24 protein-coding genes, 1 tRNA gene and 2 pseudogenes are annotated in these 22568 nt (G+C 62.4%); 22 read left to right on the top strand and 5 right to left on the bottom strand.

Features of this window, described 5'->3' with window-relative positions; genetic code table 11:
- Positions 1–59 precede the first annotated feature (59 nt).
- From P0Y65_17325 to P0Y65_17290, 8 genes and pseudogenes are all read left to right on the top strand, one after another.
- Positions 60–144, top strand: a tRNA-Leu gene (locus P0Y65_17325).
- 115 nt (positions 145–259) lie between these two features.
- Positions 260–874 carry a ribonuclease H-like domain-containing protein gene (locus P0Y65_17320; GenBank protein WEK03930.1) on the top strand — a complete coding sequence of 205 codons (615 nt, stop codon included), beginning with the start codon at positions 260–262 and terminating at the stop codon, positions 872–874.
- 16 nt (positions 875–890) lie between these two features.
- Positions 891–1559 carry a hypothetical protein gene (locus P0Y65_17315; protein WEK03929.1) on the top strand — a complete coding sequence of 223 codons (669 nt, stop codon included), beginning with the start codon at positions 891–893 and terminating at the stop codon, positions 1557–1559.
- A complete protein-coding gene (lptA, locus tag P0Y65_17310) occupies positions 1556–2011 on the top strand; it encodes a lipopolysaccharide transport periplasmic protein LptA (GenBank protein ID WEK03928.1) in 456 nt (151 codons plus the stop codon). The genes P0Y65_17315 and lptA overlap by 4 nt, the downstream gene beginning before the upstream one ends.
- A gap of 32 nt (positions 2012–2043) precedes the next feature.
- Positions 2044–2766: pseudogene (gene lptB / locus P0Y65_17305) on the top strand (LPS export ABC transporter ATP-binding protein).
- 105 nt (positions 2767–2871) lie between these two features.
- On the top strand, positions 2872–4383 hold the full coding sequence (rpoN, locus tag P0Y65_17300) for an RNA polymerase factor sigma-54 (protein ID WEK03927.1): 1512 nt from the start codon (positions 2872–2874) through the stop codon (positions 4381–4383).
- A 274-nt stretch (positions 4384–4657) separates the two neighbouring features.
- Entirely contained in the window at positions 4658–5233 is a 576-nt protein-coding gene (locus P0Y65_17295; GenBank protein WEK03926.1) for an HPF/RaiA family ribosome-associated protein, read from the top strand.
- A 47-nt stretch (positions 5234–5280) separates the two neighbouring features.
- Positions 5281–5748 carry a PTS sugar transporter subunit IIA gene (locus P0Y65_17290; protein ID WEK03925.1) on the top strand — a complete coding sequence of 156 codons (468 nt, stop codon included), beginning with the start codon at positions 5281–5283 and terminating at the stop codon, positions 5746–5748.
- Positions 5749–5979: 231 nt separating this feature from the next.
- On the opposite strand, the gene P0Y65_17285 is transcribed toward P0Y65_17290, so the two are convergent.
- Together P0Y65_17285 and P0Y65_17280 are read right to left on the bottom strand one after the other, a co-directional pair.
- On the bottom strand, positions 5980–6267 hold the full coding sequence (locus P0Y65_17285) for a DUF1150 family protein (GenBank protein WEK03924.1): 288 nt from the start codon (positions 6265–6267) through the stop codon (positions 5980–5982).
- A 16-nt stretch (positions 6268–6283) separates the two neighbouring features.
- Positions 6284–6703 carry an Hsp20 family protein gene (locus P0Y65_17280; protein WEK03923.1) on the bottom strand — a complete coding sequence of 140 codons (420 nt, stop codon included), beginning with the start codon at positions 6701–6703 and terminating at the stop codon, positions 6284–6286.
- A gap of 118 nt (positions 6704–6821) precedes the next feature.
- Here P0Y65_17280 and P0Y65_17275 point away from each other — a divergent pair, with 118 nt between their 5' ends.
- Both P0Y65_17275 and P0Y65_17270 read left to right on the top strand, forming a co-directional pair.
- A complete protein-coding gene (locus P0Y65_17275) occupies positions 6822–7682 on the top strand; it encodes a glycosyltransferase family A protein (GenBank protein WEK03922.1) in 861 nt (286 codons plus the stop codon).
- 117 nt (positions 7683–7799) lie between these two features.
- Entirely contained in the window at positions 7800–9983 is a 2184-nt protein-coding gene (locus P0Y65_17270) for a methyl-accepting chemotaxis protein (protein WEK03921.1), read from the top strand.
- 56 nt (positions 9984–10039) lie between these two features.
- Here P0Y65_17270 and P0Y65_17265 read toward each other — a convergent pair whose 3' ends face one another.
- A complete protein-coding gene (locus P0Y65_17265) occupies positions 10040–10348 on the bottom strand; it encodes a hypothetical protein (GenBank protein ID WEK03920.1) in 309 nt (102 codons plus the stop codon).
- Between the two features lie 239 nt (positions 10349–10587).
- Complete coding sequence (locus P0Y65_17260; GenBank protein WEK03919.1) at positions 10588–10896, bottom strand: hypothetical protein; 309 nt, start codon at positions 10894–10896, stop codon at positions 10588–10590.
- Between the two features lie 204 nt (positions 10897–11100).
- On the opposite strand from P0Y65_17260, the gene P0Y65_17255 reads away from it, so the two are divergent.
- From P0Y65_17255 to P0Y65_17200, 12 genes and pseudogenes are all read left to right on the top strand, one after another.
- On the top strand, positions 11101–11658 hold the full coding sequence (locus tag P0Y65_17255; GenBank protein WEK03918.1) for a dihydrofolate reductase family protein: 558 nt from the start codon (positions 11101–11103) through the stop codon (positions 11656–11658).
- Between the two features lie 137 nt (positions 11659–11795).
- Positions 11796–11996, top strand: a complete 201-nt coding sequence (gene rpmI / locus P0Y65_17250) for a 50S ribosomal protein L35 (protein ID WEK03917.1) — start codon at positions 11796–11798, stop codon at positions 11994–11996.
- Between the two features lie 20 nt (positions 11997–12016).
- The gene (rplT, locus tag P0Y65_17245; GenBank protein WEK03916.1) at positions 12017–12418 is read left to right on the top strand and encodes a 50S ribosomal protein L20; all 402 of its coding nucleotides are present in this window, start codon (positions 12017–12019) and stop codon (positions 12416–12418) included.
- Between the two features lie 112 nt (positions 12419–12530).
- Positions 12531–13661, top strand: coding sequence for a phenylalanine--tRNA ligase subunit alpha (gene pheS, locus P0Y65_17240; GenBank protein WEK03915.1), 1131 nt, complete (start codon positions 12531–12533; stop codon positions 13659–13661).
- A gap of 37 nt (positions 13662–13698) precedes the next feature.
- Positions 13699–13983, top strand: a complete 285-nt coding sequence (locus tag P0Y65_17235) for a BrnT family toxin (GenBank protein WEK03914.1) — start codon at positions 13699–13701, stop codon at positions 13981–13983.
- Positions 13984–14005: 22 nt separating this feature from the next.
- Positions 14006–14281 (top strand): BrnA antitoxin family protein, encoded by a 276-nt coding sequence (locus P0Y65_17230; GenBank protein ID WEK03913.1) that lies wholly within the window; start codon positions 14006–14008, stop codon positions 14279–14281.
- A pseudogene (locus tag P0Y65_17225) lies at positions 14278–14673 on the top strand (ASCH domain-containing protein). The gene P0Y65_17230 and the pseudogene P0Y65_17225 overlap by 4 nt, the downstream one beginning before the upstream one ends.
- Before the next feature lie 659 nt (positions 14674–15332).
- Positions 15333–17750, top strand: coding sequence for a phenylalanine--tRNA ligase subunit beta (gene pheT / locus P0Y65_17220; GenBank protein WEK03912.1), 2418 nt, complete (start codon positions 15333–15335; stop codon positions 17748–17750).
- Between the two features lie 80 nt (positions 17751–17830).
- Positions 17831–18628: a transporter substrate-binding domain-containing protein gene (locus P0Y65_17215; GenBank protein ID WEK03911.1), complete on the top strand. Its 798-nt coding sequence runs from the start codon at positions 17831–17833 to the stop codon at positions 18626–18628.
- Positions 18629–18670: 42 nt separating this feature from the next.
- Positions 18671–19471, top strand: a complete 801-nt coding sequence (locus P0Y65_17210; GenBank protein ID WEK03910.1) for an amino acid ABC transporter permease — start codon at positions 18671–18673, stop codon at positions 19469–19471.
- Between the two features lie 66 nt (positions 19472–19537).
- Positions 19538–20035 carry a CreA family protein gene (locus P0Y65_17205; protein ID WEK03909.1) on the top strand — a complete coding sequence of 166 codons (498 nt, stop codon included), beginning with the start codon at positions 19538–19540 and terminating at the stop codon, positions 20033–20035.
- A 165-nt stretch (positions 20036–20200) separates the two neighbouring features.
- Positions 20201–20836, top strand: a complete 636-nt coding sequence (locus P0Y65_17200) for a peroxiredoxin (GenBank protein ID WEK03908.1) — start codon at positions 20201–20203, stop codon at positions 20834–20836.
- Positions 20837–21086: 250 nt separating this feature from the next.
- Here the strand turns inward: P0Y65_17200 and P0Y65_17195 are convergent, their stop codons facing one another.
- Positions 21087–22511 (bottom strand): MFS transporter, encoded by a 1425-nt coding sequence (locus P0Y65_17195; GenBank protein WEK03907.1) that lies wholly within the window; start codon positions 22509–22511, stop codon positions 21087–21089.
- Between the last annotated feature and the right edge of the window lie 57 nt (positions 22512–22568).

The raw sequence follows: 22568 nt of genomic DNA, 5'->3' as shown, positions 1-22568 counted from the left end.
ACAAAGCCGCAACAAAGCGCATTGACATCAAGTCCGCCCGCCCCTAGTTACACCACCGCGCCCAGATGGCGGAATTGGTAGACGCGCACGGTTCAGGTCCGTGTACCGCAAGGTGTGGAGGTTCGAGTCCTCTTCTGGGCACCAGTTTCAAAACCCCGGTCCGACGAAAGTCGGGCCGGGGTTTTCTTATGGGGGCTCGCCTTCCCATTGCCCCGATGCTGTGCCATCAGGATGCAATATAGATTTCAGCGAGTGACTTATGGCCATCCGATTGCACCGCGGCGACCTGCCCGACCTTTCCCGTTACGGCCGTGAAGTGGCGATCGACACCGAGACCATGGGCCTGGATCCCCATCGTGACCGGCTCTGCGTCGTCCAGCTTTCACCCGGCGATGGGAGCGCCGATGTCGTGCAGATCCCCCAGGACGCGACCGATGCCCCCAATCTGGTCAAGCTGCTGTCCGATCCCGACGTCACCAAGATCTTCCACTACGCGCGCTTTGACGTGGCCGCACTCAGGAACCGCTTCGGCGTCGTCACCGGCCCGGTCTACTGCACCAAGATCGCGTCCAAGCTCGTCCGCACCTATACCGATCGCCACGGTCTCAAGGACCTGGCGCGCGAACTGCTCAATGTCGACCTTTCCAAGCAGCAGCAGAGCTCCGACTGGGGCGCCGAAAAGCTCAGCGACGCCCAGCTCGACTATGCCGCCTCGGACGTGCTCTATCTGCATGACCTGAAGCGCCATCTCGACCGCATGCTGCGCCGCGAAAACCGGCTGGAGCTGGCGCAATCCTGCTTCGATTTCCTCAAGACCCGCTGCGAGCTTGATCTCCTGGGCTGGCAGGAAACCGATATTTTCGCCCATAGCTGAGCGGTTCGGAGCGGCCATGAACCTGCATGCTGACGCGGCGCAGCGCCTGGCCATCTACAAGGGCCTGATGGTCCGCAACCGTCTGATCTCAATCCTGCGCATCGGCGTGCCGGCGCTTGGCGTCATCGCCTTGCTGGCCCTGCTCGGCCAGATCTATATCTCGAGCCTCGCCAGCCGCTTCGGCATTGGCCGCATCGAGGTGACCCGCGAAAACGTCACGGTCGATTCGCCCCAATATACCGGCACGCTGGACGACGGCACGGCCTATACTGTCTCGGCCACCGAGGCCCAGGCCCCCACCAATGCCACCAACCGCATTGCCCTGAGCCGCGCGACGCTTGAAACGCGCCGCCCCAATGGCGACACCAGCAATGTCGAAGCCGAAGACGCCATTCTCGATACCGCGCTGCAGATTGTTGAAATTCGTGACGAGGCGCAGATTTCCGATTCCGCCGGAACCACCGGCACCATTGTCAATTCTATCTTCGACTATGCGGCCCAGTTCCTGCGCGGCGAAGGCCCGGTTGCCATCAACCATGCCGATGGCACCACGATCATCGCCGAAGGCATCACCTATGATGCCGAAAACCTGGTCTGGACTTTCACCCGCGCCACGGTCACCTTGCCCGATACGCCCGGCGCTGCCACCGCCGGCACAGACGCAACCGAGATGCAGACCCCATGATCAAGCGCTTTCTGCTCGCCCTGGCCTTCGCTGCCACGCTGCATCCCGCCTTCGCGCAACAGCCGGTCGATATCACCGCCGATCTCTTCACGGTCGATGAAAACACCCAGGAAGCGGTCTTTACCGGCAATGTCGAAGTCGTCCATCCAACGGTCGATGTCTGGGCCGACAAGGTCGTGGCCACCTATGGCGATGGCGGCACCAGCGATATCAAGACCTTCGTTGCCACCGGCTCGGTGCGGCTGAAAACCACCGACCAGGATGCAACCGGCGACCGCGCCGTCTTCACCCCCGCCGACCAGTTGCTGCGCCTCACGGGCAATGTGCATGTGACCAATTCTGGCGGCACGGTCGCGGCCGGCGAGCTGGTGGTGAACCTTGCCACCAATGTCTCGACCTTCACCTCCACCGGCAGCTCCGGCCGCGTCACGGGAACCTTCACCACCCAATGACCCAGAGCGCCGACAAGCCCCGCATCGACCAGACCGGCTGGCTGGTCGCCCATAGCCTGGCCAAGAGCTTTGGCAAGCGTAGCGTCGTGCGCGACGTGTCCATTGCCGTGCGGCGCGGCGAGGCCGTTGGCCTGCTCGGCCCCAATGGCGCCGGCAAGACCACTGTCTTCACCATGATCATGGGCCTGCTCAAGCCCGACGCCGGTTTAATCAGCCTCGATGGCCGCGACATCACCCGCCTGCCCCTGTTTCAGCGCGGCCAGCTGGGCATCGGCTACCTGCCGCAGGAACCCTCGATTTTCCGCGGGCTCACCGTCACCGGCAATATCATGGCCGTGCTCGAAAACCACGTGAAGGGCAGGGCCGAGCGCAAGGCGCGGCTGGAATCCCTGCTCGAGGAATTCTCCATCCAGCATATCGCCAAGTCCAATGCCCTCTCGCTCTCCGGTGGTGAACGTCGCCGCGTCGAGATCGCTCGCGCCTTGGCCGCCGATCCGGTCTTCATGCTGCTCGACGAGCCCTTTGCCGGCGTCGATCCCATCGCCGTCAGCGAGGTCAAGGGCCTCGTCCACCAGCTGACTCGCCGCGGCATCGGCGTGCTGATCACCGACCACGCCGTGCGCGAAACCCTGGGGCTGGTCGATCGCGCCTATGTCATCCACGGCGGCAAGGTGATGATTCAGGGTCGCCCCGAAACCATCAGCGCCGACCCCGACGCCCGCCGCGTCTATCTCGGCGAAAGCTTCTCCCTGTAGTTGGCACAATACTTGCCTCTAAACTTGCCCCCTGCACAAAAATAGGTCATGGTCCGCCCGGGAAGAGGCCGGGATTGGACCGGTATGCGCTAGGGTAAGCTGTTAATGGCACTTTCGCCGCGTCTTGAATTTCGCCAGGCCCAAAGCCTGACGCTGACGCCGCAATTGATGCAGTCGATTCGTCTGCTGCAGCTGAGCCACCTTGAGCTCAATGATTTCGTCGATGCCGAATTGCTGCGCAATCCGCTGCTCGAGCGCGAGGATGGCGCCGAGCCCGGCGATGTCGAACCACCCGAGCCACCCGAGCGCAGCCAGGAAATCAGCGCCTACGAGGATACCGTCGAGCGCGGCGAACGCATCCAGGATGCCGACGCCATCGCCGATGGCTATGATACTGCCGTCGAAAACGTCTTCCCCGACCAGGCCCAGCAGGATCAGCTCAATCCGCAGAGCCGGCTCGACCGCAATGGCAGCAGCGAGAGCGGCGAAGCGCCCGACATCGACCAGTTCGTCGCCAGCAAGCCCCTGCTCAGCGATCACCTGGAAAATCAGGCCAACATGATTCTGCGCACGGCCGCGGATCGCCTCATCGCCCGCCACCTGATCGATGGGCTCAACGAGGCCGGCTATCTCAGCACCGATCTCGACACCATTGCCGACCAGCTCGGCGCTGAATTGCCGGATGTGGAAGCCGTGCTTGAAGCGCTGCAGGGCTGCGATCCCATCGGTGTTTTCGCGCGCTCGGTGCCCGAGTGCCTAGCCATCCAGCTGCGCGACCGCGACCGCCTCGATCCCATGATGATGGCGCTGCTCGACAATCTGTCCATGCTGGCCGAGCACAATATGGTCGGCCTGATGCGCGCCATTGGCTGCGACCGCGAAGACCTGACCGATATGCTGGCCGAACTGCGCCGGCTCGATCCCAAGCCCGGCCTGGCCTTTGATTCCGGTCCGGTCGAGGCGGTGGTACCCGATGTCTTCGTGCGCCGCGGTCCCGATGGCGCCTGGCAGATCGAGCTCAATTCCGAAACCTTGCCCCGCGTTCTGGTCAACCGCGTCTATTACGCGACGGTCACAAAAAAGGCCCGCAATCCTGGCGAAAAGAGCTTCCTCAGCGATTGCCTGGCCACGGCCAACTGGCTGACCAAGAGCCTTGACCAGCGCGCCCAGACCATTCTCAAGGTCGCCGCCGAAATCACCCGCCAGCAGGACGGCTTTCTGACCCATGGCATCGCCCATCTGCGGCCGATGACGCTCAAGATGGTCGCCGAAACCATCGACATGCATGAATCCACCGTCAGCCGCGTCACCTCCAACAAATACATGGCGACGCCGCGCGGCCTCTACGAGATGAAATACTTTTTCACCACCGCCATTTCATCCAGCGATGGCGGCGGCGATCACTCGGCCGAAGCGGTGCGCCACCGCATCCGCCAGCTCATCGATGCCGAAGCGCTGAGTGATATTCTGAGCGATGACACCATCGCCGAGGTGCTCAAGAAAGAGCAGGGTATCGACGTCGCCCGCCGCACCGTCGCCAAATACCGCGAAGGCATGAACATCCCGAGTTCAGTGATCCGCCGGCGGCAAAAGAAGAACCTTCAACAAGTCGGCTAGTGCCACGCCTCTAACCACGAGGGCGTGCCCCAATCCTCGCGCAAATCACCCTGTCGCCCTTAACCGCTCGCGAAGGCTAAGGCCATTGTGTGGCCAAGTCCAAGCGATAAACGAACCGCCTGCGACACTTGAGCATTGTGTACCGGACGCGCACGGGTCTAGCATCGGGCCTGACACATCCCCACATGGCATGTGTCAGACGCGATCCCGAAAATCCGGGAACCGGCTTTTCGAGATCCTGGCGTCAAGCAACGACAAAAGGAAAGAGGAAGCCATGACTTTACGCGTTTCGGGAAAGAACATGGACGTTGGCGATGCCTTGCGCGGCAAGGCGGAGGATCACTTCGCTGCCGTGGTCGGTAAATATTTCGACGGCGGTTATGACGGACATCTCACTCTCACCCCCGATGGCATCGGCTTTCGCGCCGATTGCGTAGTTCACCTCGATTCTGGCGCCATGCTGCAAGCCAGCGCCCAGGGCGGCGACGCCACCAGCGCCTATGAGGTCATGGCGCTCAATATCGAAAAGCGCCTTCGCCGCTATAATCGCAAGCTCAAGCAGCGCCCGCGCGGCCTCAACGGCGCGTCAGATGGTCTCACCGCCTCCTATACCGTTTTCGGAGCCGATGGAGAGCTTGAGGAACTCGACGAAGACTATGCACCGCCGGTGATTGCCGAGACCACCAAGAACCTGCGCCAACTCTCCGTGGAAGAGGCCGTGATGGAGCTGGACCTGACCGGTGGACAGGTTGTGATGTTCCGTCATGCTGGACATGGCGGGCTGAATGTGGTTTACCGCCGCTCCGACGGCAATATTGGCTGGATTGATCCAGCTCTCGGGGCCAATTGATCCTGCCCCGGCGCCACAGTAAGCAAAGTTGATCCAGGGCAGATTGTATGGAATTGGCCGATATCCTGGCTGAGCGCGCCGTGCTTTGTTGCACGGGCGTAAAGACGAAACGCCAGTTGTTTGAAGCGCTTTCAACCCGCGCCGCGGAAATCAGTGGCCACGATGCCGCCGATATTCTGGGGGCCATCACCAGCCGTGAAGAGCTTGGCTCGACCGGCCTCGGTAATGGCATTGCCATTCCCCATGGCAAGATCGCCGGATTGAAAGATGTCGTGGCGCTCTTCGCCCGGCTCGACAACCCCATCGAATTCGATGCGGTTGACGATCAGCCGGTCGATCTGGTGGTCATGCTGCTCGCGCCTGCCGGCGCCGGTGCCGATCACCTCAAGGCGCTCTCCAAGGTGGCGCGCCTCCTCCGCACCGAAGCGGTGGTGGACGAGCTGCGCCAGACCTCCGATCCGGCTGGCCTCCGCGCCATCCTGACGGCCCCGACGGAAGCCAATTACGCAGCCTGAACTCGGCTCAAGAATTATGAAAGCCCCGGACCAAGGTCCGGGGCTCTTGTTTTTCGTCGGATACCCCCACCTAACCTCCCCCTGACAGGGGGAGGGATCCGGCCGGTGGGTGAGGCTGGATATTGCCACAAACTGGATCTGTCCCTCCGGAAGTCAGGTTGGGGTGCACTCTTCGCAAAAAGGAAAAGGCCCTCCGCGAACGGAGGGCCCTTTGAAATTTCTCTTTGCTGCCTAGTGCAGGGTCGCCAGACCCAGATTCTTGTCGCCCAGCCAGTCCAGCACGCCATCTTCGGTGTCGGTGACGAGCAGCGGCGTGCCATCGGCAGACATCACCAGCTGGTAATCGCCCTCGGCTTCGAACTCGGCGTCATGAATCATGGTGGACAAAATGGCCCCACTGACCGGGCGCACATAGGCCACGGCGTCCCCGCCCAGCGCTGCGAACTGTGCGCGCGTCAACATCTTGAGCGGGTGATTCAGTGCTTCGGCCGTCAGGTTTTCGTTGCGTTTCTCATACATCTCGTCGGCCCTTTCCTCAAACTGAGCGAATATCGATACGTCGGGCGATCTTGGGCGTCTGCGGACGCTCTACAGCAACAACGAGCATACCATGCCCTAAAGTTGCATCTTTCACGATCATCCCCTCCGCAAGGAGGAAACTGCGCTGGAATTGTCGCGCCGCGATTCCGCGATGCAAGAACTCCTTGCCGGCTTCATCCTTTTGCTTGCCGCGGACCACGATCGTGTTGTCCTCGGCCAGCACGTCCAGCTCATTCACGCTAAAGCCGGCGACGGCAATAGAGATCAGGAACCGTTCCGTGCCTTCGGCATCGGTGGTGCGCTCGATATTGTAGGGCGGGTAGCCGTCGGCGGACTTGGCCAGCCGGTCGACTCGCTCCTCGAAACTGTCGAAGCCGAGGAGAAATGGGGCGGAAAACACCGAAATACGCGACATCCACGCCGTCCTTGATTATCAAGCAACGTATTGACGCGGACCCGATAGAGAGTGGCATCGCGCGTCTGGGGAGACATATGGGACCAGATGCCGTCCCATTCAAGAGCGGGAAGAGGCCTTGGACCAGACCGTCGCCATCATCACCCCGGCCTATCGCGCCGAGGACACGATCGTCACCACGGTGCAGAGTGTCCTCGCCCAGACCCACGCCGACTGGCAGCTCTGGCTCGTGGCCGACGATGGCGCCGACTATGCCGCCATGCTTGCCGCAGCAGGCCTTGCCGACCCGCGCATCCGCTACCGGTCCAGTGGCGGCATCGGCCGCGGCGCCTCCAATGCCCGCAATGTCGCGCTCGACGAAATCACCGCGCCCTATTGCGCCATCCTCGATGCCGATGACCGCCTGAAACCGCGAAAGCTTGAGCTGGCACTCAAAGGCCTTGAGCAGCACGCCATCGTCACTACGGCGCTCGATGTCATGAGCGATGACTTCACCCACCTGCGCTTCGTCGGCCAGGGTCCCGATCGCGTCCTCACCCCCGGTATGCATAAATTCGTCAGCCTCTCGATGGACTCCATGGTGCTCTGGGATCGCCGCCGCACCGATGGCCGCTACGATCCCACCATGAGCAACATGACCGATCTGGAGCTCTTGCTGCAGCTCTATCGCACCGTGCCCCTCTCGTTCCACCTCGGCACGCCGCTGCATGACTACGTCAAGCGTTCGAACTCGATGAGCAATGGCAGCAATATCGCCGCCGGCATGATCGCCTCCAAGCGCGAGATCCTGCGCCGTCTTGAGGCCGGCCACTATGGCCTCGGCCAGCAGGACGTTGACGGCCTCGCCGCCTTCCTCACCATCTCGCTCGATGCCGAGGCCCGCTACGCAGCGGCCCTCGCCGCCAATCCAGGCCTGCTCTTCGAAGATCACCTCGAGCCCATGCTCGTTGCCAAAAATGGTTTCACATCAAGAAGCTAGTCATTCTGCGGTCCTCCGCCTTCTATGAAGTTCGCATGACGAACCTATTGACCTTGGCTTAACCTCCCGCCGGTACCCGGCTGGCAGGGAGGAGACGTCACACCAAGGGCTCGCATAATGAACCTGTCGCGTCTCAGCATTGCTGGTCGTATCTATTTCGCCTTTGGCAGCCTGATCGCGCTTATGGCGCTGATCGTGGCGATCGCCCTGGGCAGCGTCCACCTGGGCGCGACAAACCTCGATCAATTCCGCGCTGCCACCGACGAGGCTGGCGCTGCCTCGCTGCACGCCAGTATTCTTTCCGATGCGCGCCTCGCCGTGGCCACCTACCAGCGCCAGCCCGACCCCGCGACCGCCGAAGCAGCCCTGTCGCTGGTCGACGCCGTGCCCGGCGAAGGCACCGCGCAATATCGCGCCGCCATCCAGACCATGATCGCCCTCGATGGTGACGTGCAAACCCTGCGCGGCGCCATGGAACAGGCCGGCCTCAACGCCACCAATACGCTGGCCGCGCTGATCCAGCAGGCCAGCCAGTCATCCGGCCTCAATGCCAAGGCCGCCGCCATATCCGGCCTCGCCATGCAGAACCTGCTGCAGATGCGCATCGCCGTCACCGACATGCTGGCCACCCCTGACGACGCGGCTCACGCTGCCGCCAGCACGCTTGCCGATGCCAGCCGCACCACGCTCGGCGAGCTCCGCGCCACCTTCTTCAAGACCGCCGATCTAGCCGCCGTTGATACCGTCCTTGCCGAACTCGATACCTTCGCTGCAACGGTCGATCAGGTCTTCGCCCGCCTCGTTGAGCGCCAGAGCCTCGGCACCGACGTTGCCCAGATCGACGCCGCCCTCGCCGCCAGCTTCGGCAATGACGCCGACGAGGCCGCCGCCCGTCAGGCCGAACTCGACCAGGCTGCTGCTGCCCAGAGCACCCAACTCAGCCTGTCAGCCCTCGTCGCCGGCGGCATTGCCCTGATTGTCGGTATTGCGCTGGCCTTCGTCACCGCCCGCTGGCTGTCCCGCGCCATCCGCTCGGTCGCCCAATCCATGCAGGCCATGGCCAAGGGTGATTTTGACGCCAATCTCGCCGTCGCCGATCGCCTCGGCGAACTGGCCAGCATCGCCACGGCCCTCGAAGTTTTCGGCGCCAACGGCCGCCAGCTCCGCGACGACAGCACCCGCCGCGACGACGACATGCGTGAGGCCGCTACGATCGCTGCCCGTCGCGAAGCCCTGCAGCACGACCTCGAAGCCGTCGTCACTGCTGCCACCCGAGGCGATTTCAGCCAGCGGCTCAACCGCAACTATGGCATGCCCGAGCTCGATAGCCTCGCCGATCACGTCAATGCCCTGCTTGAAACCGTCGCTCGCGGCCTCCAGGATGCCGGCATGGTGCTCGAAGCCCTCGCCAGCGCCGACCTCAATCGCCGCATGCTGGGCACTTACCAGGGCGCATTCAGCCGACTTCAGGCCGATACCAATGCCCTGGCCGAAGGTCTGGCGCACACCATGACCCGTCTCGCCACCTCCTCGGGCATGCTGCGCCGCGCCACCGATGACATTCTGCACGGCGCCAACGATCTCTCGACCCGTACCAGCCGTCAGATCGCTGCCATCGACACCACCAGCAATGCCATCGAGACCCTCTCCGGCGACATCACCCGCAATGCTGCCCTGGCCGATCAGGTCGCCACCAGCGCCCACAAATCCGCCGAGCTGGCCCGCACCGGCGGCGAAGTGATGGACCGCATGACCCAGGCCATGACCGGCATCGCCGATGCCTCCGCCCGCATCGCCACCGTCACCCGCCTGATCGAGGACATCGCCTTCCAGACCAATCTGCTCGCTCTCAATGCCTCGGTCGAAGCGGCGCGGGCCGGCGAGGCTGGCAAGGGCTTTGCCGTGGTCGCGGTGGAAGTGCGCCGCCTCGCCCAGTCCACCGCCCAGGCGTCGGCCGATATCAAGAGCCTCGTTGCTGAAGCCGCCACCGCCGTTCAGGGCGGCTCCCGCCTTGCCGAAGACGCCGCCCGCACCCTTGCCGCCATCAGCCAGGCCGTCGATGCCGACAGCACCCGCATGCAGGCCATCGCCACCTCCAGCCAGGCGCAGTCCCGCGCCGTTGCCGTGGTCTTTGATGCAATGAAACAAATGGATGAAGTGGCCCAGGACAATGCGGCGCTGGTGGAAGAGACCAATGCCGCCATCGAGCAGAGCCAGGCCCAGGCCAGCGAACTCGACACCATCGTCGGCGTCTATTCCAGTGAGCAGCGGCCCGAGGCCTATCGCGCCCGCGCCAGCTGAAATGCAAAACGGCCGACCCCCTGGGGCCGGCCGTTTGGGAAAACCCTTTTGTGCGATCAGATCGCGAACAGGGTCAGGCCATTTTCGTCGCCGCTGGCGCCAACGATGTTCTCAACGCTGAAGCCCTGGGCTTCGATGCTCTGCACGAGGAAGCGGTTGCCGTTGATCAGCGCCTGGATCGAGGCGACGTCATTGTCATACTTGAGCAGACGAGCTTCGGTGTCATTGACGGTCAGCACGGAGGCGCTGAGGGCACTGCCGATTGCGCTGCCCGAGCTCGGCTCGCTGTTGAGCGTAGCGGCATTGGCTGCGGAAACGCCGGTAAACAGCACGGCGGCAACGGCAAAGGTCTTGACGATATTCATAACGAATTCCTTGAACTAACTCTGGCTCGCTCACTTGCGAACCCGATTGGCATATGGGCCTCAAACCGCTCTCGCACCAGAGCGATCTGCCGATTTTCTGAACACACTAGTTTGAATGTTCACTAAGCGGCAACAAAGTGTGCACCGAACGCCTGTTGATCCGTTGAGCCTGCGTCGCCACGCGCAAACGAAAACGGCCGGCCCCATGGGGCCAGCCGCTTGCTAGGCTTTGACGCAGATTAGAGGGCGAACAGCGTCAGGTCGTTCTCACCACCGGTCGCACCAACGATCTGGTCGACGGTAAAGCCCTGGCGTTCGAGGGTCTGGACCAGCGCCTGGTTATTCTCGACGCGGGCACGGATCGAGTGCACGTCGGTGTCATAGCCGAGCAGCTTGGCTTCAGTCTCGTTGACGGTCAGCACGCTTGCGCTGCGGGCCGAGCTGATGTCGCCATAAGAGTTCAGCGTGGTGTTGAGCGTGCTGGCATTGGCAGCCGAAACACCGGCAACAAGAGTGGCGGCAATGGCGAAGGTCTTGACGAATTTCATAACGAATTCCTTTGGTTAACGCTTGCTCGGTTCGTTTCGAGCTCGGTAGGAATTACGCATTCGCCCGATAAAAGGTTTCAAAGATTATTTCGCTGTCGTGAACACCGCCTCGTGATCGATCGACATTAGTGATCACCCGAAGAATCCACTTGCATATTGCAAGTGGTGCATTTTTCCTATATCCTTCACCCGAGGAGAGATTAAATGCTCAAGCGCGACGGCGTCATCTGGCACACCGCGATCAGCCTCGACGGCTTTGCCGCCGATCGCAACGACAGCCTCGGCTTCATGATGGGTCCAACCGACGGGCCGCCGCCCGACAATCCCATCGTCGACGAGGTCATGGCCAATATTGGCTGCACCTTGGGCGGTCGCCGCGGCTATGATCTCTCGCTGACCTGGGATGAGGTACCCAAGGCCTATGGCCTCGATGACATCCCCGAATATGTCGTCACCCGCCGGCCCTTTCCTGATGACGCACGCTATATGTTTGCCGACGGCAATGACCTGCCCGGCGCCGTGGCAAAGGCCAAAACCACGGCCAATGGCCGGATGGTCGTCATTCTGGGACCCACACTAGGTTCGGCCCTGCTGCGGGCTGGCCTCGTCGATCAGATCGTGGTTCAAGTGGCGCCGGTGGTCATCGGCGCCGGCGTCAGGCTTTTCGCCGATACCGGCGAGCCGCCGGTCCAGCTCGAGCTGATCCATTCCAGCCAGTCGGGGCAGAGCGTCAATCTGGTCTATCAACCGCGCCGGAAATAGCGTGCCGGGCCTTGCCAGTCCCCCGGATTCCCCCTATAGAGCCGACTTCTCCGGATCGCCCGGCCAAAAGGCATGCCGTGGCGGTCTCTGAATGCGATGGGCCAAATCCATCCGAACTACTCTGAAGGACCCGCAAAATGCCAAAGATGAAGACGAAGTCTGGCGCCAAAAAGCGTTTCAGCTTCACCGCGACCGGTCGCGTTAAGGCAGGCGTCGCTGGCAAGCGTCACCGCCTGATCAACCACAACGCAAAGTACATCCGCACCAACCGCGGCACCAAGATCCTGTCCAAGGGCGACGAGGGTCTGGTGAAGTGGTACATGCCGTACAACCGCTAACGCTGAAGGGAAGCTGACACATGTCACGCGTTAAAAGAGGCGTTACCAATCACGCCCGTCACAAGAAGGTTCTCAAGGCTGCGGAGGGCTATTATGGCCGCCGCAAGTCGACGATCCGTATCGCCAAGCAGGCCGTCGAAAAGGCCGGCCAGTACGCCTACCGCGATCGCCGCGTCAAGAAGCGCAACTTCCGCGCTCTCTGGATCCAGCGCATCAACGCTGCCGTGCGCGATTACGGCCTGACCTATGGTCGATTTATCGACGGCCTCAGCAAGGCTGAGGTTGCCGTTGACCGCAAGGTGCTGAGCGATCTCGCGATCACCCAGCCCGAAGCGTTCGGCGTGCTGGTCGCCAAGGCCAAGGCTGCTCTCGCTTACCTCGAAGGCGTCGAAAAGACGACCCACGAGCGCGTCACCGCCTAACTCTCCCCAGCTCTGCTGAGGTCAAATCAACGCCTTGCGCTGGTCCTTCGGGGCTAGCGCGGGGCGTTTTCTTTTGATCTAACCGCCGCACTTGTCCGAGTTGAGAAATACCATGTCCCTCGAAAGCCAGATCGACACCCTCCGCGCCGAGCTTTCGGCTGCGATTGCCGCCACCAGTGACGAGACCGCGCTCGATGCCGTACGCGTTTCGGCCCTGGGCAAGAAGGGCAGCGTCTCCGCGCTCCTCGCCTCGCTCGGCACCATGGCGCCCGAAGAGCGCAAGAGCGCCGGTCCCGCCATCAATGGGCTCAAGCAGGAGATCGCCGGCTTGATCGAGCAGAGGAGCGCGACCCTCAAGTCCGCCGCCCTCGATGCTCGCCTCAGGGCCGAAACCGTCGACATCACCCTGCCTCTGCAGTCCGCACCGACGGCAAAGGGCCGCATTCACCCGATCAGCCAGACCATCGACGAAATCACCGCCATCTTCTCGGACATGGGCTTCTCCATCGCCGAAGGTCCCGATATCGAGACCGACTATTTCAATTTCACCGCGCTGAACTTCCCCGAGGGTCACCCGGCGCGTGAAATGCACGACACCTTCTTCATGAAACCCGGTGCCGATGGGGTGAAAAAGGTGCTGCGCACCCACACCTCGCCCGTACAGATGCGCGTCATGCAAAAGAGCAACGAGAAGCCGGCGGCAAGCTACATCACTCCCGCCATGGATCCCCCCATCCGCGTGGTCATGCCCGGTCGCACCTATCGCAATGACAGCGACCAGACCCACACACCCATGTTCCATCAGGTGGAAGGTCTCGTCATCGACAAGTCCAGCCATATCGGTCAGTTGCGCTGGGTGCTCGAGGAATTCCTCAAGGCCTATTTCGAAGTCCCCAATGTCACCCTGCGCTTCCGCCCGAGCTTTTTCCCCTTCACCGAGCCGTCCATGGAAGTCGACGTGCAATGCGATCGCTCCGGGTCAGAGGTGAAGATCGGCGAGGGCAATGACTGGCTCGAAATCCTCGGCTGCGGCATGGTGCATCCGAACGTGATCCGCAATGCCGGCCTCGATCCCGACGTCTACCAAGGCTTTGCCTGGGGCATGGGCATCGACCGCATCGCCATGCTGAAATATGGCATGCCGGACCTCCGCGCCTTCTTCGACGCCGACCAGCGCTGGCTCGACCACTACGGCTTCCGTCCGCTGGACCTGCCGACGTTGTTTGGAGGCCTCAGCTCTTGATTTGATCGTGGCCACAATTAAATAAGTGTGGTAGTGAATGGAACTGGAGTGGGACGAAGACAAGCGGCAGGACGCGCTCGTCAATCGAGGGCTCGATTTTGCCGATTTTGTCTATGTTGATCGAGACAGTCTTCGCACCTGGCCCGACCTGCGAAGAGATTATGAGGAAGCCCGTTTTATTTCCTACGGCTATCTCGATGACCGCCTGCACACCTTCTGTTGGACGCCACGCGGTAACAGAATTCGCATCATCTCCATGAGGAAAGCCAATGAGCGCGAATGCAAGAGATATGACGAGGGTAAGGATCCCCGGCACGCTTGACGGGCGACGTCCAGGCGAGTCTTTGGACGACTTCGAAAAGCGCGTGGGCGATGATATCCCTGAGGCTACGGCTGAAGATTTTGCTCGAGCACGACCAATTACGGACTTTCCCGAACTGCTGGAGGCGCTCGACAACGGTCGGGCGCGCGGCCAGCGCGGCCCCCAGAAATCCGAAGTCAAGGACCGTATCGGCCTGCGTCTCGACCATCACATTGTCGAACATTTCCGCGCCACCGGTCCTGGCTGGCAGAGCCGTATCAACGACGTCCTCGATGACTACGTGAAAAAGAACTCGTGACCACCCTTCCGCCCCACTATCAAAGCGCCATCCAGTTCAGTTTCGGTGACTCGCCGGAACTGGCTGATGAGCTTTTGGGTCTTGTCCTCTCCGGCAAGAAGACCGCCACCTGTGGCGCATTGCGTGACTATGGTCCGGGCAAGGAGCCGTTGCCCCAGGTCGGGCGGCGCGATCTGGTGCGCAATGGCGCGGGCGAGCCGGCCTGCGTCATCGAAACCCAGAGCATCGAGATCCGGCATTTCGACGACATCGATCCCGCCTTCACCGATCGGGAAGGCGAGGGCGATTACGCCGCCTGGCGTGAAGGCCACGAAAGCTACTTCGCCCGCAATGGCGGCTTCTCTCCCGATATGGACGTTGTCTGCGAGACCTTCCGGCTGGTCGAAATCCTGCCCGCCGGCCGCGCCATCTATAATCTCGTCGCCTCGCCCATCTTCATCGTCACCGATATCGAGGCCGACGGGCCGACGCCCCTGCATAATTCCATGCTGAGCTTTGCCTCGGTGGCGATTGAAGCCGATGGCACGCCGCATGGCACGTTCGAGGCCCAGCTCCTGCAGCGCCCCGATCGCACCACTAACGAGACCACCATGGCTTGGTGGCAGACGCAGCCAGAAGCCTGGGCCGCGGCCACAACCAATGCCGAAGAGCCTTCGGTAGTCATGCCGCGCTTTGCCGATTGGGTGGATAGCCTGCCCGGCCCAAAGGTTTTCGTCGCCGCGCCGATGATTTTCGACGGATTGTGGATGGACCACTATCTCGATGAATTTGCCGGCACCCGCGCCCTGTCAGGTCCCTTCAAGACCCGCCAGATTTTCCGCGGCGGTGGCATCTGCCTCTACACCATGGCCGGCACTTTGCGTGGTGCGCCCTATCTCGACTGGGGCATGAGCAAGCTGCCGGCCGAATTCTATGGCCATGTCGCCCACACGCACAAAGCCATCGATGACGCGCAGGGCTTTGCCAATGTGCTCGTCGAACTGTTCAAGATTTCCCGCCAGTTACCGCCGATCACCGGCACCAAGTCAGACTTCCGTTAAAGGCCGAAAATATGAAGTTCACCCTCGAATGGCTCAAGGATCACCTCGACACGACCGCTTCGGTCGATGAGATATCCACGGCCCTCACCACGGTTGGCCTTGAAGTGGAAGGCGTCGAAAACCAGGGCGCGGCCCTCTCGGCTTTCGTCACCGCCCATGTCGTTTCCGCCGAACAGCATCCCAATGCCGACAAGCTCCGCGTCTGCAAGGTCGATGCCGGCACCGGCGAACTGATCGACGTCGTCTGCGGCGCGCCCAATGCCCGCACCGGCCTCAAGACCGTCTTTGCCTTCCCCGGCACCTATATTCCGGGCAAGGACATGACCATCGGCAAGGGCAATATCCGTGGCCAGGTGTCCAACGGCATGCTCTGCTCCGCCGCCGAGCTGGAATTGAGCAACGACCATGACGGCATCATCGAGCTTCCCGAAAATGCCCCCATCGGCGTGAAATATGTCGATTTCGCCGGTATCGACGGCGTGGTCTTCGATATTTCCATCACCCCAAATCGCGGCGATGCCACCGGCGTCTATGGCGTGGCGCGCGATCTCGCCGCCTTCGGCCTCGGCACGCTCAAGACCACGGACATGTCCCCGGTCGCCTCCAAGGGCGTGAGCCCCATCGCCGCCCTGCCGCATCAGTTCGACGCTGACGAACCCAAGGCCATCCGCAAATTCGCTGGTCGCTATTTGAAGAACATCAAGAACGGCCCGTCCCCCGAGTGGCTGCAGGCGCGCCTGCGTGCCGTGGGCCTGCGCCCCATCAACACCGTGGTCGATATCACCAATCTCGTCTCGCTCGGCTGGGGCCGTCCGTTGCACGCCTATGATGCCGACACGCTCGTGGGCCAGCCCGTCCTGCGCAATGCGCGCAACGAGGCTTTCGACGCGCTGGATAACAAGGTCTACACCCTCGACGACACCATGACCGTCATTGCCGATGACAAGGGTCCCCTCTGCCTCGGCGGCGTCATGGGCGGCATCCGCTCGGGCGTCACCGAAGCGACCACCAACGTCTTCATGGAATGCGCCTCCTGGGATCCGGACCTGATCGCCCGCACCGGCCGCAAGACCGGCATCGTCTCGGACGCCCGCTATCGCCTTGAACGCGGCGTCGACCCCGCCTTGACCGAACCCGGCCTCGAACTGGCCACCCGCCTCGTCCTCGATCTCTGCGGTGGCGAGCCGCGGGAGCCGGTGATCTCCGGCGACGACGTCTTCCTCGATACCGTGGTCACCTTCCCGCTCAACGAAACCCGCCGCCTCACCGGCCTCGAAGTCGCGCCCGCCGACGTGGTCGCCATCCTCGACCGCCTCGGCTTTGCGAGCGACGCCAAGGGCGATGAGCTCACCGTCAAGGTGCCGTCCTGGCGCCCCGACGTCACGCAAAAGGCCGACCTCGTCGAAGAGGTCATGCGCATGGTCGGCGTCGACAACGTCCCGCTCGAACCCCTGCCGCGCCTCACTCATGTCGCCCAGCGCATGCTGACCACCATCCAGAACCGCCGCCGCATCGCCCGCCGTTCGCTGGCCGCCCGTGGTCTCGACGAAGCCGTCACCTGGAGCTTCATCAGCCACGACGAAGCCACCCGCTTCGGCGGCGGTTCCGAAGGCCTGCAGCTGGCCAATGCCATTGCCTCCGACATGACCGACATGCGCCCCTCGCTCCTGCCGGGTCTCCTGTCGGCCGCGCGCCGCAATGCCAATCGTGGCACCTCCGACCTCGCGCTCTTCGAAGTCGGCCAGGTCTTCCTCTCGGAAAACCCCGATGGCCAGCACACCTATGCCACCGGCATTCGCACCGGCACGGCAAAACTCGATGGTTCGGGCCGCCACTGGTCCGGCAAGCCCGAAGCCGTCGGCGTTTTTGATGCCAAGGCCGATCTTGCCGCCGTGCTCGATGCACTCGGCTACGACATCGACAAGGTGCAGATCCTTGCCGAGCCCGCCCCCTGGAGCCATCCCGGCCGCGGCGGTGTCGTCCGCCAAGGTCCCAAGACTCTCGCCTGGTTCGGCGAACTGCATCCCGCCTGGGCCGCAGAACTCGACATCGACTTCCCCGTCACAGCCTTCGAGCTCGACCTCGATGCCCTGCCCGAACCGCGCAGGAAGGCGACCAAAACCAAGCCGGCACTCGACCTCTCGGCCCTGATGCCGCTCAGTCGCGACTTCGCCTTTATCGTCGATAAGGCGGTCACCGCCGGCGCCATCCTCAAGGCGGCAAAGGGGGCCGACAAGGCGCTGATCAAGGACGTCACCGTCTTTGACGTCTTCGAGGGCAGCCATGTCGGCGAGGGCAAGAAGTCGGTCGCCATCGAAGTCATCATACAACCCGCCGACAGGACGCTGACCGATGAAGACATCGACAAGGTCTCGGCCAGCATTATCGCTGCTGTCACCAAGCAATCTGGCGGCATGCTGCGGACGTAATTGCGTCACAAAGCCATTTCCAAACCCGACTTCTTCGGTCTAGTCTCCCGGCAAATTCTTGCTCGGGAGACTGCCGCCTCATGACCGCCATCAAGCTTTTCGCCGCTGCTGCGGCGCTCACCGCCCTTGTCCTGCCCGTCGCCGCCCGGGACGCATTGCCCGATCTGGCCGGTCGCGAAATCGTCGCCGTCACCGAAAATGCCTATGTCCCGCTCAACTTTGCCGATCCGGCCACCGGCGAAGGCATCGGTTTTGAGTATGACCTCTTCAACGAGATCGCCAAGCGCCTTAACACCACGGTCAAATGGGAGCTGACCTCCTGGGACGTGATGATCCAGGCCGTGCGCGATGGCCAGTTCGACGTCGGCATGGATGGCATCACCATCAATGACGAACGCAAGGAACAGGTCGATTTCTCCGACAGCTATCTGACCTCCGAACAGCTGATGCTGGTTCGCGCCGACGAAGACCGCTTCACCGACGCCGCCACTTTTGCGGCTGACACCAATAACCTGGTCGGCGCCCAGGCCGGCACCACCAATTTCTATGTCGCCGTCTACAATGTGCTCGATGGCGACGAAGCCAATCCGCGCATCAAGCTCTTCGACACCTTCGGCGCCTCGGTCCAGGCACTGCAGTCGGGCGACGTCGATACCGTCCTGATGGATCAGACCTCGGCCAATGGCTATATCGGCGCCAATCCCGGCGCCTTCAAAGTCATCGGCACCCCGCTCGGCTCGGAAGACTTCGGCTTCATCCTCACCCCCGGCTCCGACCTGACCGCCCCCATCAACGCCGCCCTTGCCCAGATCAAGTCCGACGGCACCATGGACACGCTGCAGCAGAAGTGGTTCTACGAGTATAACTCGGCCCAATAACGGACATCCCGGTATCGCGGCCCTGTCGCGATCCCGCCTTTCATGACCTACATCCCCCGCAAACCCTCCATCCTCTCCCAGACCCCGTGGTGGCTGCTCGCCATCGCGCTGCTCTTCGTGCTCGGCCTCTGGGGCATTACCGCCAATGGCACCTATGCCCAGATTTTCCGCGCCCTGTCCGGCGGCGTCATCACCACCGTCTGGGTGACCCTGGTCGCCTTTGCCGCGGCAACGCTCATCGGCCTGCTGGTCGCCCTGGCCCGCACCTCCGGCAACCGCGTTTTCCGCGAGATCGCCACCTTCTACGTGGAAATCATCCGCGGCATTCCGGTTCTGGTCTTTCTGTTCTACGTCGCCTTCGTCGGTGCTCCCGGCCTCGTCAGTGCCGTCAACTGGCTGCTGCAGCCCCTCGATGCCACCATCACCATCCGCCAGTTCGATTTCGTCTGGCGCGCCATCCTCGCGCTCACTGTCTGCTATTCCGCCTTCATCGCCGAAATCTTCCGCGCTGGCATCGAAGCCGTCGACAAGGGCCAGATCGAGGCGGCGCGCGCCCTCGGCTTTTCCCGCTGGAAGTGCTTCCGCCTCATCGTCCTGCCCCAGGCCCTGCGCACCATCCTGCCGCCGCTCGCCAATGACTTCGTCTCGATGATCAAGGATTCAGCGCTGGTCTCGGCCCTCGGCGTCCAGGACATCACCCAGCTTGGCAAGGTCTATTCCTCCGGCACATTCCTCTTCTTTGAAACCTATAATGTCGTGGCCTTCCTCTATCTCACCATGACCATTTCACTGTCCCTGCTGGTCCGCTTGCTCGAAAAGAAGCTGCGCGAAAACACCCACTGACACTCTTGTGGTCGCCGCGCCGCGGGGCCATGTGTGATGGGAACAAACCCCGCCGGAGCGACGCCGATGAAACGCCTTGCCGCCCTTGCTACTGCTGCCCTGATTGCCGTCACGCTCGCCGCCTGCGGCGATAGCCGCGAAGTGGGCAATGTTGGGGTCGACTGGACCGGCAATGATATCTCCATTGACGCGGTGGCGGATCCCGAGGTGGCTGGCGTGACCTGCCATCTGGCCTATTTCAACCGCTCCTTCATCGATCGCATCAGCCAGGGCAACTGGTTCGAGGACCCCTCATATTCCGCGCTCGATTGCTCGGTCACCGGCCCGATCACCATCGGCGATATTTCCCTGCGCGGCGGTGGCGAGGAAATCTTCAAGGAAGGGCGTTCGCTGATCTGGAAGTCGCTGCGTGTCTCCCGGGTCTATGACCAGGCCAACAATTCGCTGATCTACCTGGCGCATGCCCGCGAAATCCAGCAGGGCTCGGGCAAGATGAGCCTCTCGGTCATTCCGCTCAACACCGAGCAGGTCACCTGGACCAACGGCGTGCCGACTGCGCGCTAGCCTGGCGGCATTTCGATCCGGGCGGGAGCCTTGGAACGCCATGGCGCATTAACCCGCCAGAATATAAAAGCATTCCGCTCCCTGCCGCTTCATAGCGTGCCCAGGAGTACGATATTCTGTCTCAAAGCATAGACGGGCTTTGGCCCGCGAGGAAAAGGCTAAAGAATGTCCATTTTGATTGGCGACACCGCCCCCGATTTCACCGTCGATTCCACCGAAGGCCCGATCCACTTCCACGATTACATCGATGGCTTCTGGGCGGTGCTCTTCAGCCATCCCAAGAATTTCACGCCCGTCTGCACCACTGAGCTGGGCTATACGGCCAAGCTCAAGCCCGAATTCGACAAGCGTGGCGTCAAGGTACTTGGGCTGTCGGTCGACAAGCTCGAAGACCACGGCGGCTGGGCCAAGGACATCGAGGAAACCCAGGGTACCGCTCTGAACTTCCCGCTGCTCGCCGACACCAAGGGCGAAGTCGCCAAGCTCTACGACATGATCCATCCCAATGCCGACAACACGCTGACCGTGCGCTCGGTCTTCGTCGTCGGCCCGGACAAGAAGGTAAAGCTCAAGATCGAGTACCCGGCTTCCACCGGCCGCAATTTCGATGAAGTGCTGCGCGTCATCGACTCGCTGCAGCTGACGGCAAAATATTCGGTCGCCACCCCGGTCAACTGGAAGGACGGCGAGGACGTCATCATCGCCTCGTCGGTTTCCGCCGATGCGGCCAAGGAAAAGTTCCCGGGCGGCTGGAAGGAACCCAAGCCCTACCTGCGCATTGTCCCTCAGCCCCGCGGGTAACGTCCCGCATCTCGTTTTCTCCCTGACAAACTGGACGGTGGTTGCGGCCACCGTCCTTTTTATTTCTGGGAATGCCGTCCGGGCCCACCGCACACTCGGTGTCACCCCGGCCTTGAGCCGGGGCCCATCCTGAGATCCGTGGCTTGCCGCAAGGTGGCCATGTTCAGCACGAAGACCTAGCGGACGTGATGACATATCGAGATGGGTCCCGGCTCAAGGCCGGGATGACATCGTGAATGTGGAGGACTCTCTACCCCGCCGCAAAACTCGAGCTCTGGTCTTGCGGTCTGATCATCCCCACCATCCGCCAGGCCGCGGCAGCCGCCAGCGCCGCCGTCACCGCGCCCAGCAGATAGACCGGCACCACGGCCAGCTTCACGTCTGCGACCCCCGTGGCACTCGCCATGCCTGCCGCATTGGCCGCCACCCCCGCCAGCGCCGCCCCGATGGCATTGCCGGCCGATTGCGTCGTCGGCATCAGCGCCGAAGTCCGGTCGCGCTCCGTATCGCTCGCCGCTTCCATCATGGTGAGGTTGAGATACCCATTGCAGGTGCCAAAGCCCGAACCGATGATCAACTGGCCCACAATCACCACTACCACCTGATCGAGTTCCAGCCCGGCCAGCACCAGCAGCAGGCCCAGCCCGATCATCGCCGGTCCCAGCCGGATCAGGATCTTGCGCGTCTCCTTGCTGCGCACATTGGCCACGGTAATGGCCGACATGCTCCAGGCTACGGCCAGCACCGCTGCCAGCGCCCCCGCTGCCGTTGGCCCGTAGCCCCACATTTCCTGCACCACCAGCACGAGATAGACGGCCGAGCCCGCTCCCGCGACATTGATCAGCAGTACCATCCATAGCCCTGTGCCGACCACCGAAACCGGCCGGAAGGCATCGGGTGGCATCAGCCGGTCCCGCGCCCGTCCATCCATCCACACGGCGCCCACCAGCAGCACGGCAGCGGCCACCAGCAGCGCCGTCGCCGACAGCGGCGCCACTACGCCCGCCAGCGCCACCAGCATGATGGCCACGCCGATCACCAGTAGCCGCAAGCCGGGAAAGCTTACCACCCGTTGATCGCCCGGCGAGTGTGCCGGCACCTTGATCATCACCATGATCGCAAACACCGCTACGAACGGCACATTGACAAGGAAGGCCGCTCGCCACGACACCAGCTCGGTCAGTAGCCCAGCCGCCGCCGGCCCGCCAAAGGCCGCGATCGCCCAGATCATCGCCTGCAGGCCAAACACCTTCGGCACCAGCCGCGATGGAAAGAGCTCCGGGATCAGCGCAAAGCAGATGGCCGAAACCACGCCTTCGCCAAGCCCCTGCAGCGCCCGGCCCACCAGCACCTGCTCCATCGACGAGGCCGAGGCGGCAATCACCGTACCCAGCAGGAACACGCCTGCCGAAACCAGCAGTGCCGTCCGCGCGCCCAGCCGCTGCTTGAACAGCGCCGCGCCCGACCCACCCACGATGGCAAACACCAGGAACAGCGTCAGCGCCCAGGAAATCAGCGCCACGCCACCCATTTCCTGCACCGCCGTCGGCAGCGAAATCGAGGCAAGAAACGCGTTGAATGCCAGAAGCGCGACACCAAGGCACAGGATAAGCGTCACCGTCGCATAGCGTGGCGTAAAGATCTCGGCCCACCGGCCCTCAACGGCATCGCTCATCACAGCACCTGCGAATTAAACAAGAAACATCTTGGTATATTGACTGAAAAAGAAACG

This window comes from Candidatus Devosia phytovorans (assembly GCA_029202405.1).
In the GTDB taxonomy this organism is placed as follows: domain Bacteria; phylum Pseudomonadota; class Alphaproteobacteria; order Rhizobiales; family Devosiaceae; genus Devosia; species Devosia phytovorans.
Note: the sequence above shows the minus strand (reverse complement) of the source record. Positions and strands in the feature narration are given on the sequence as shown.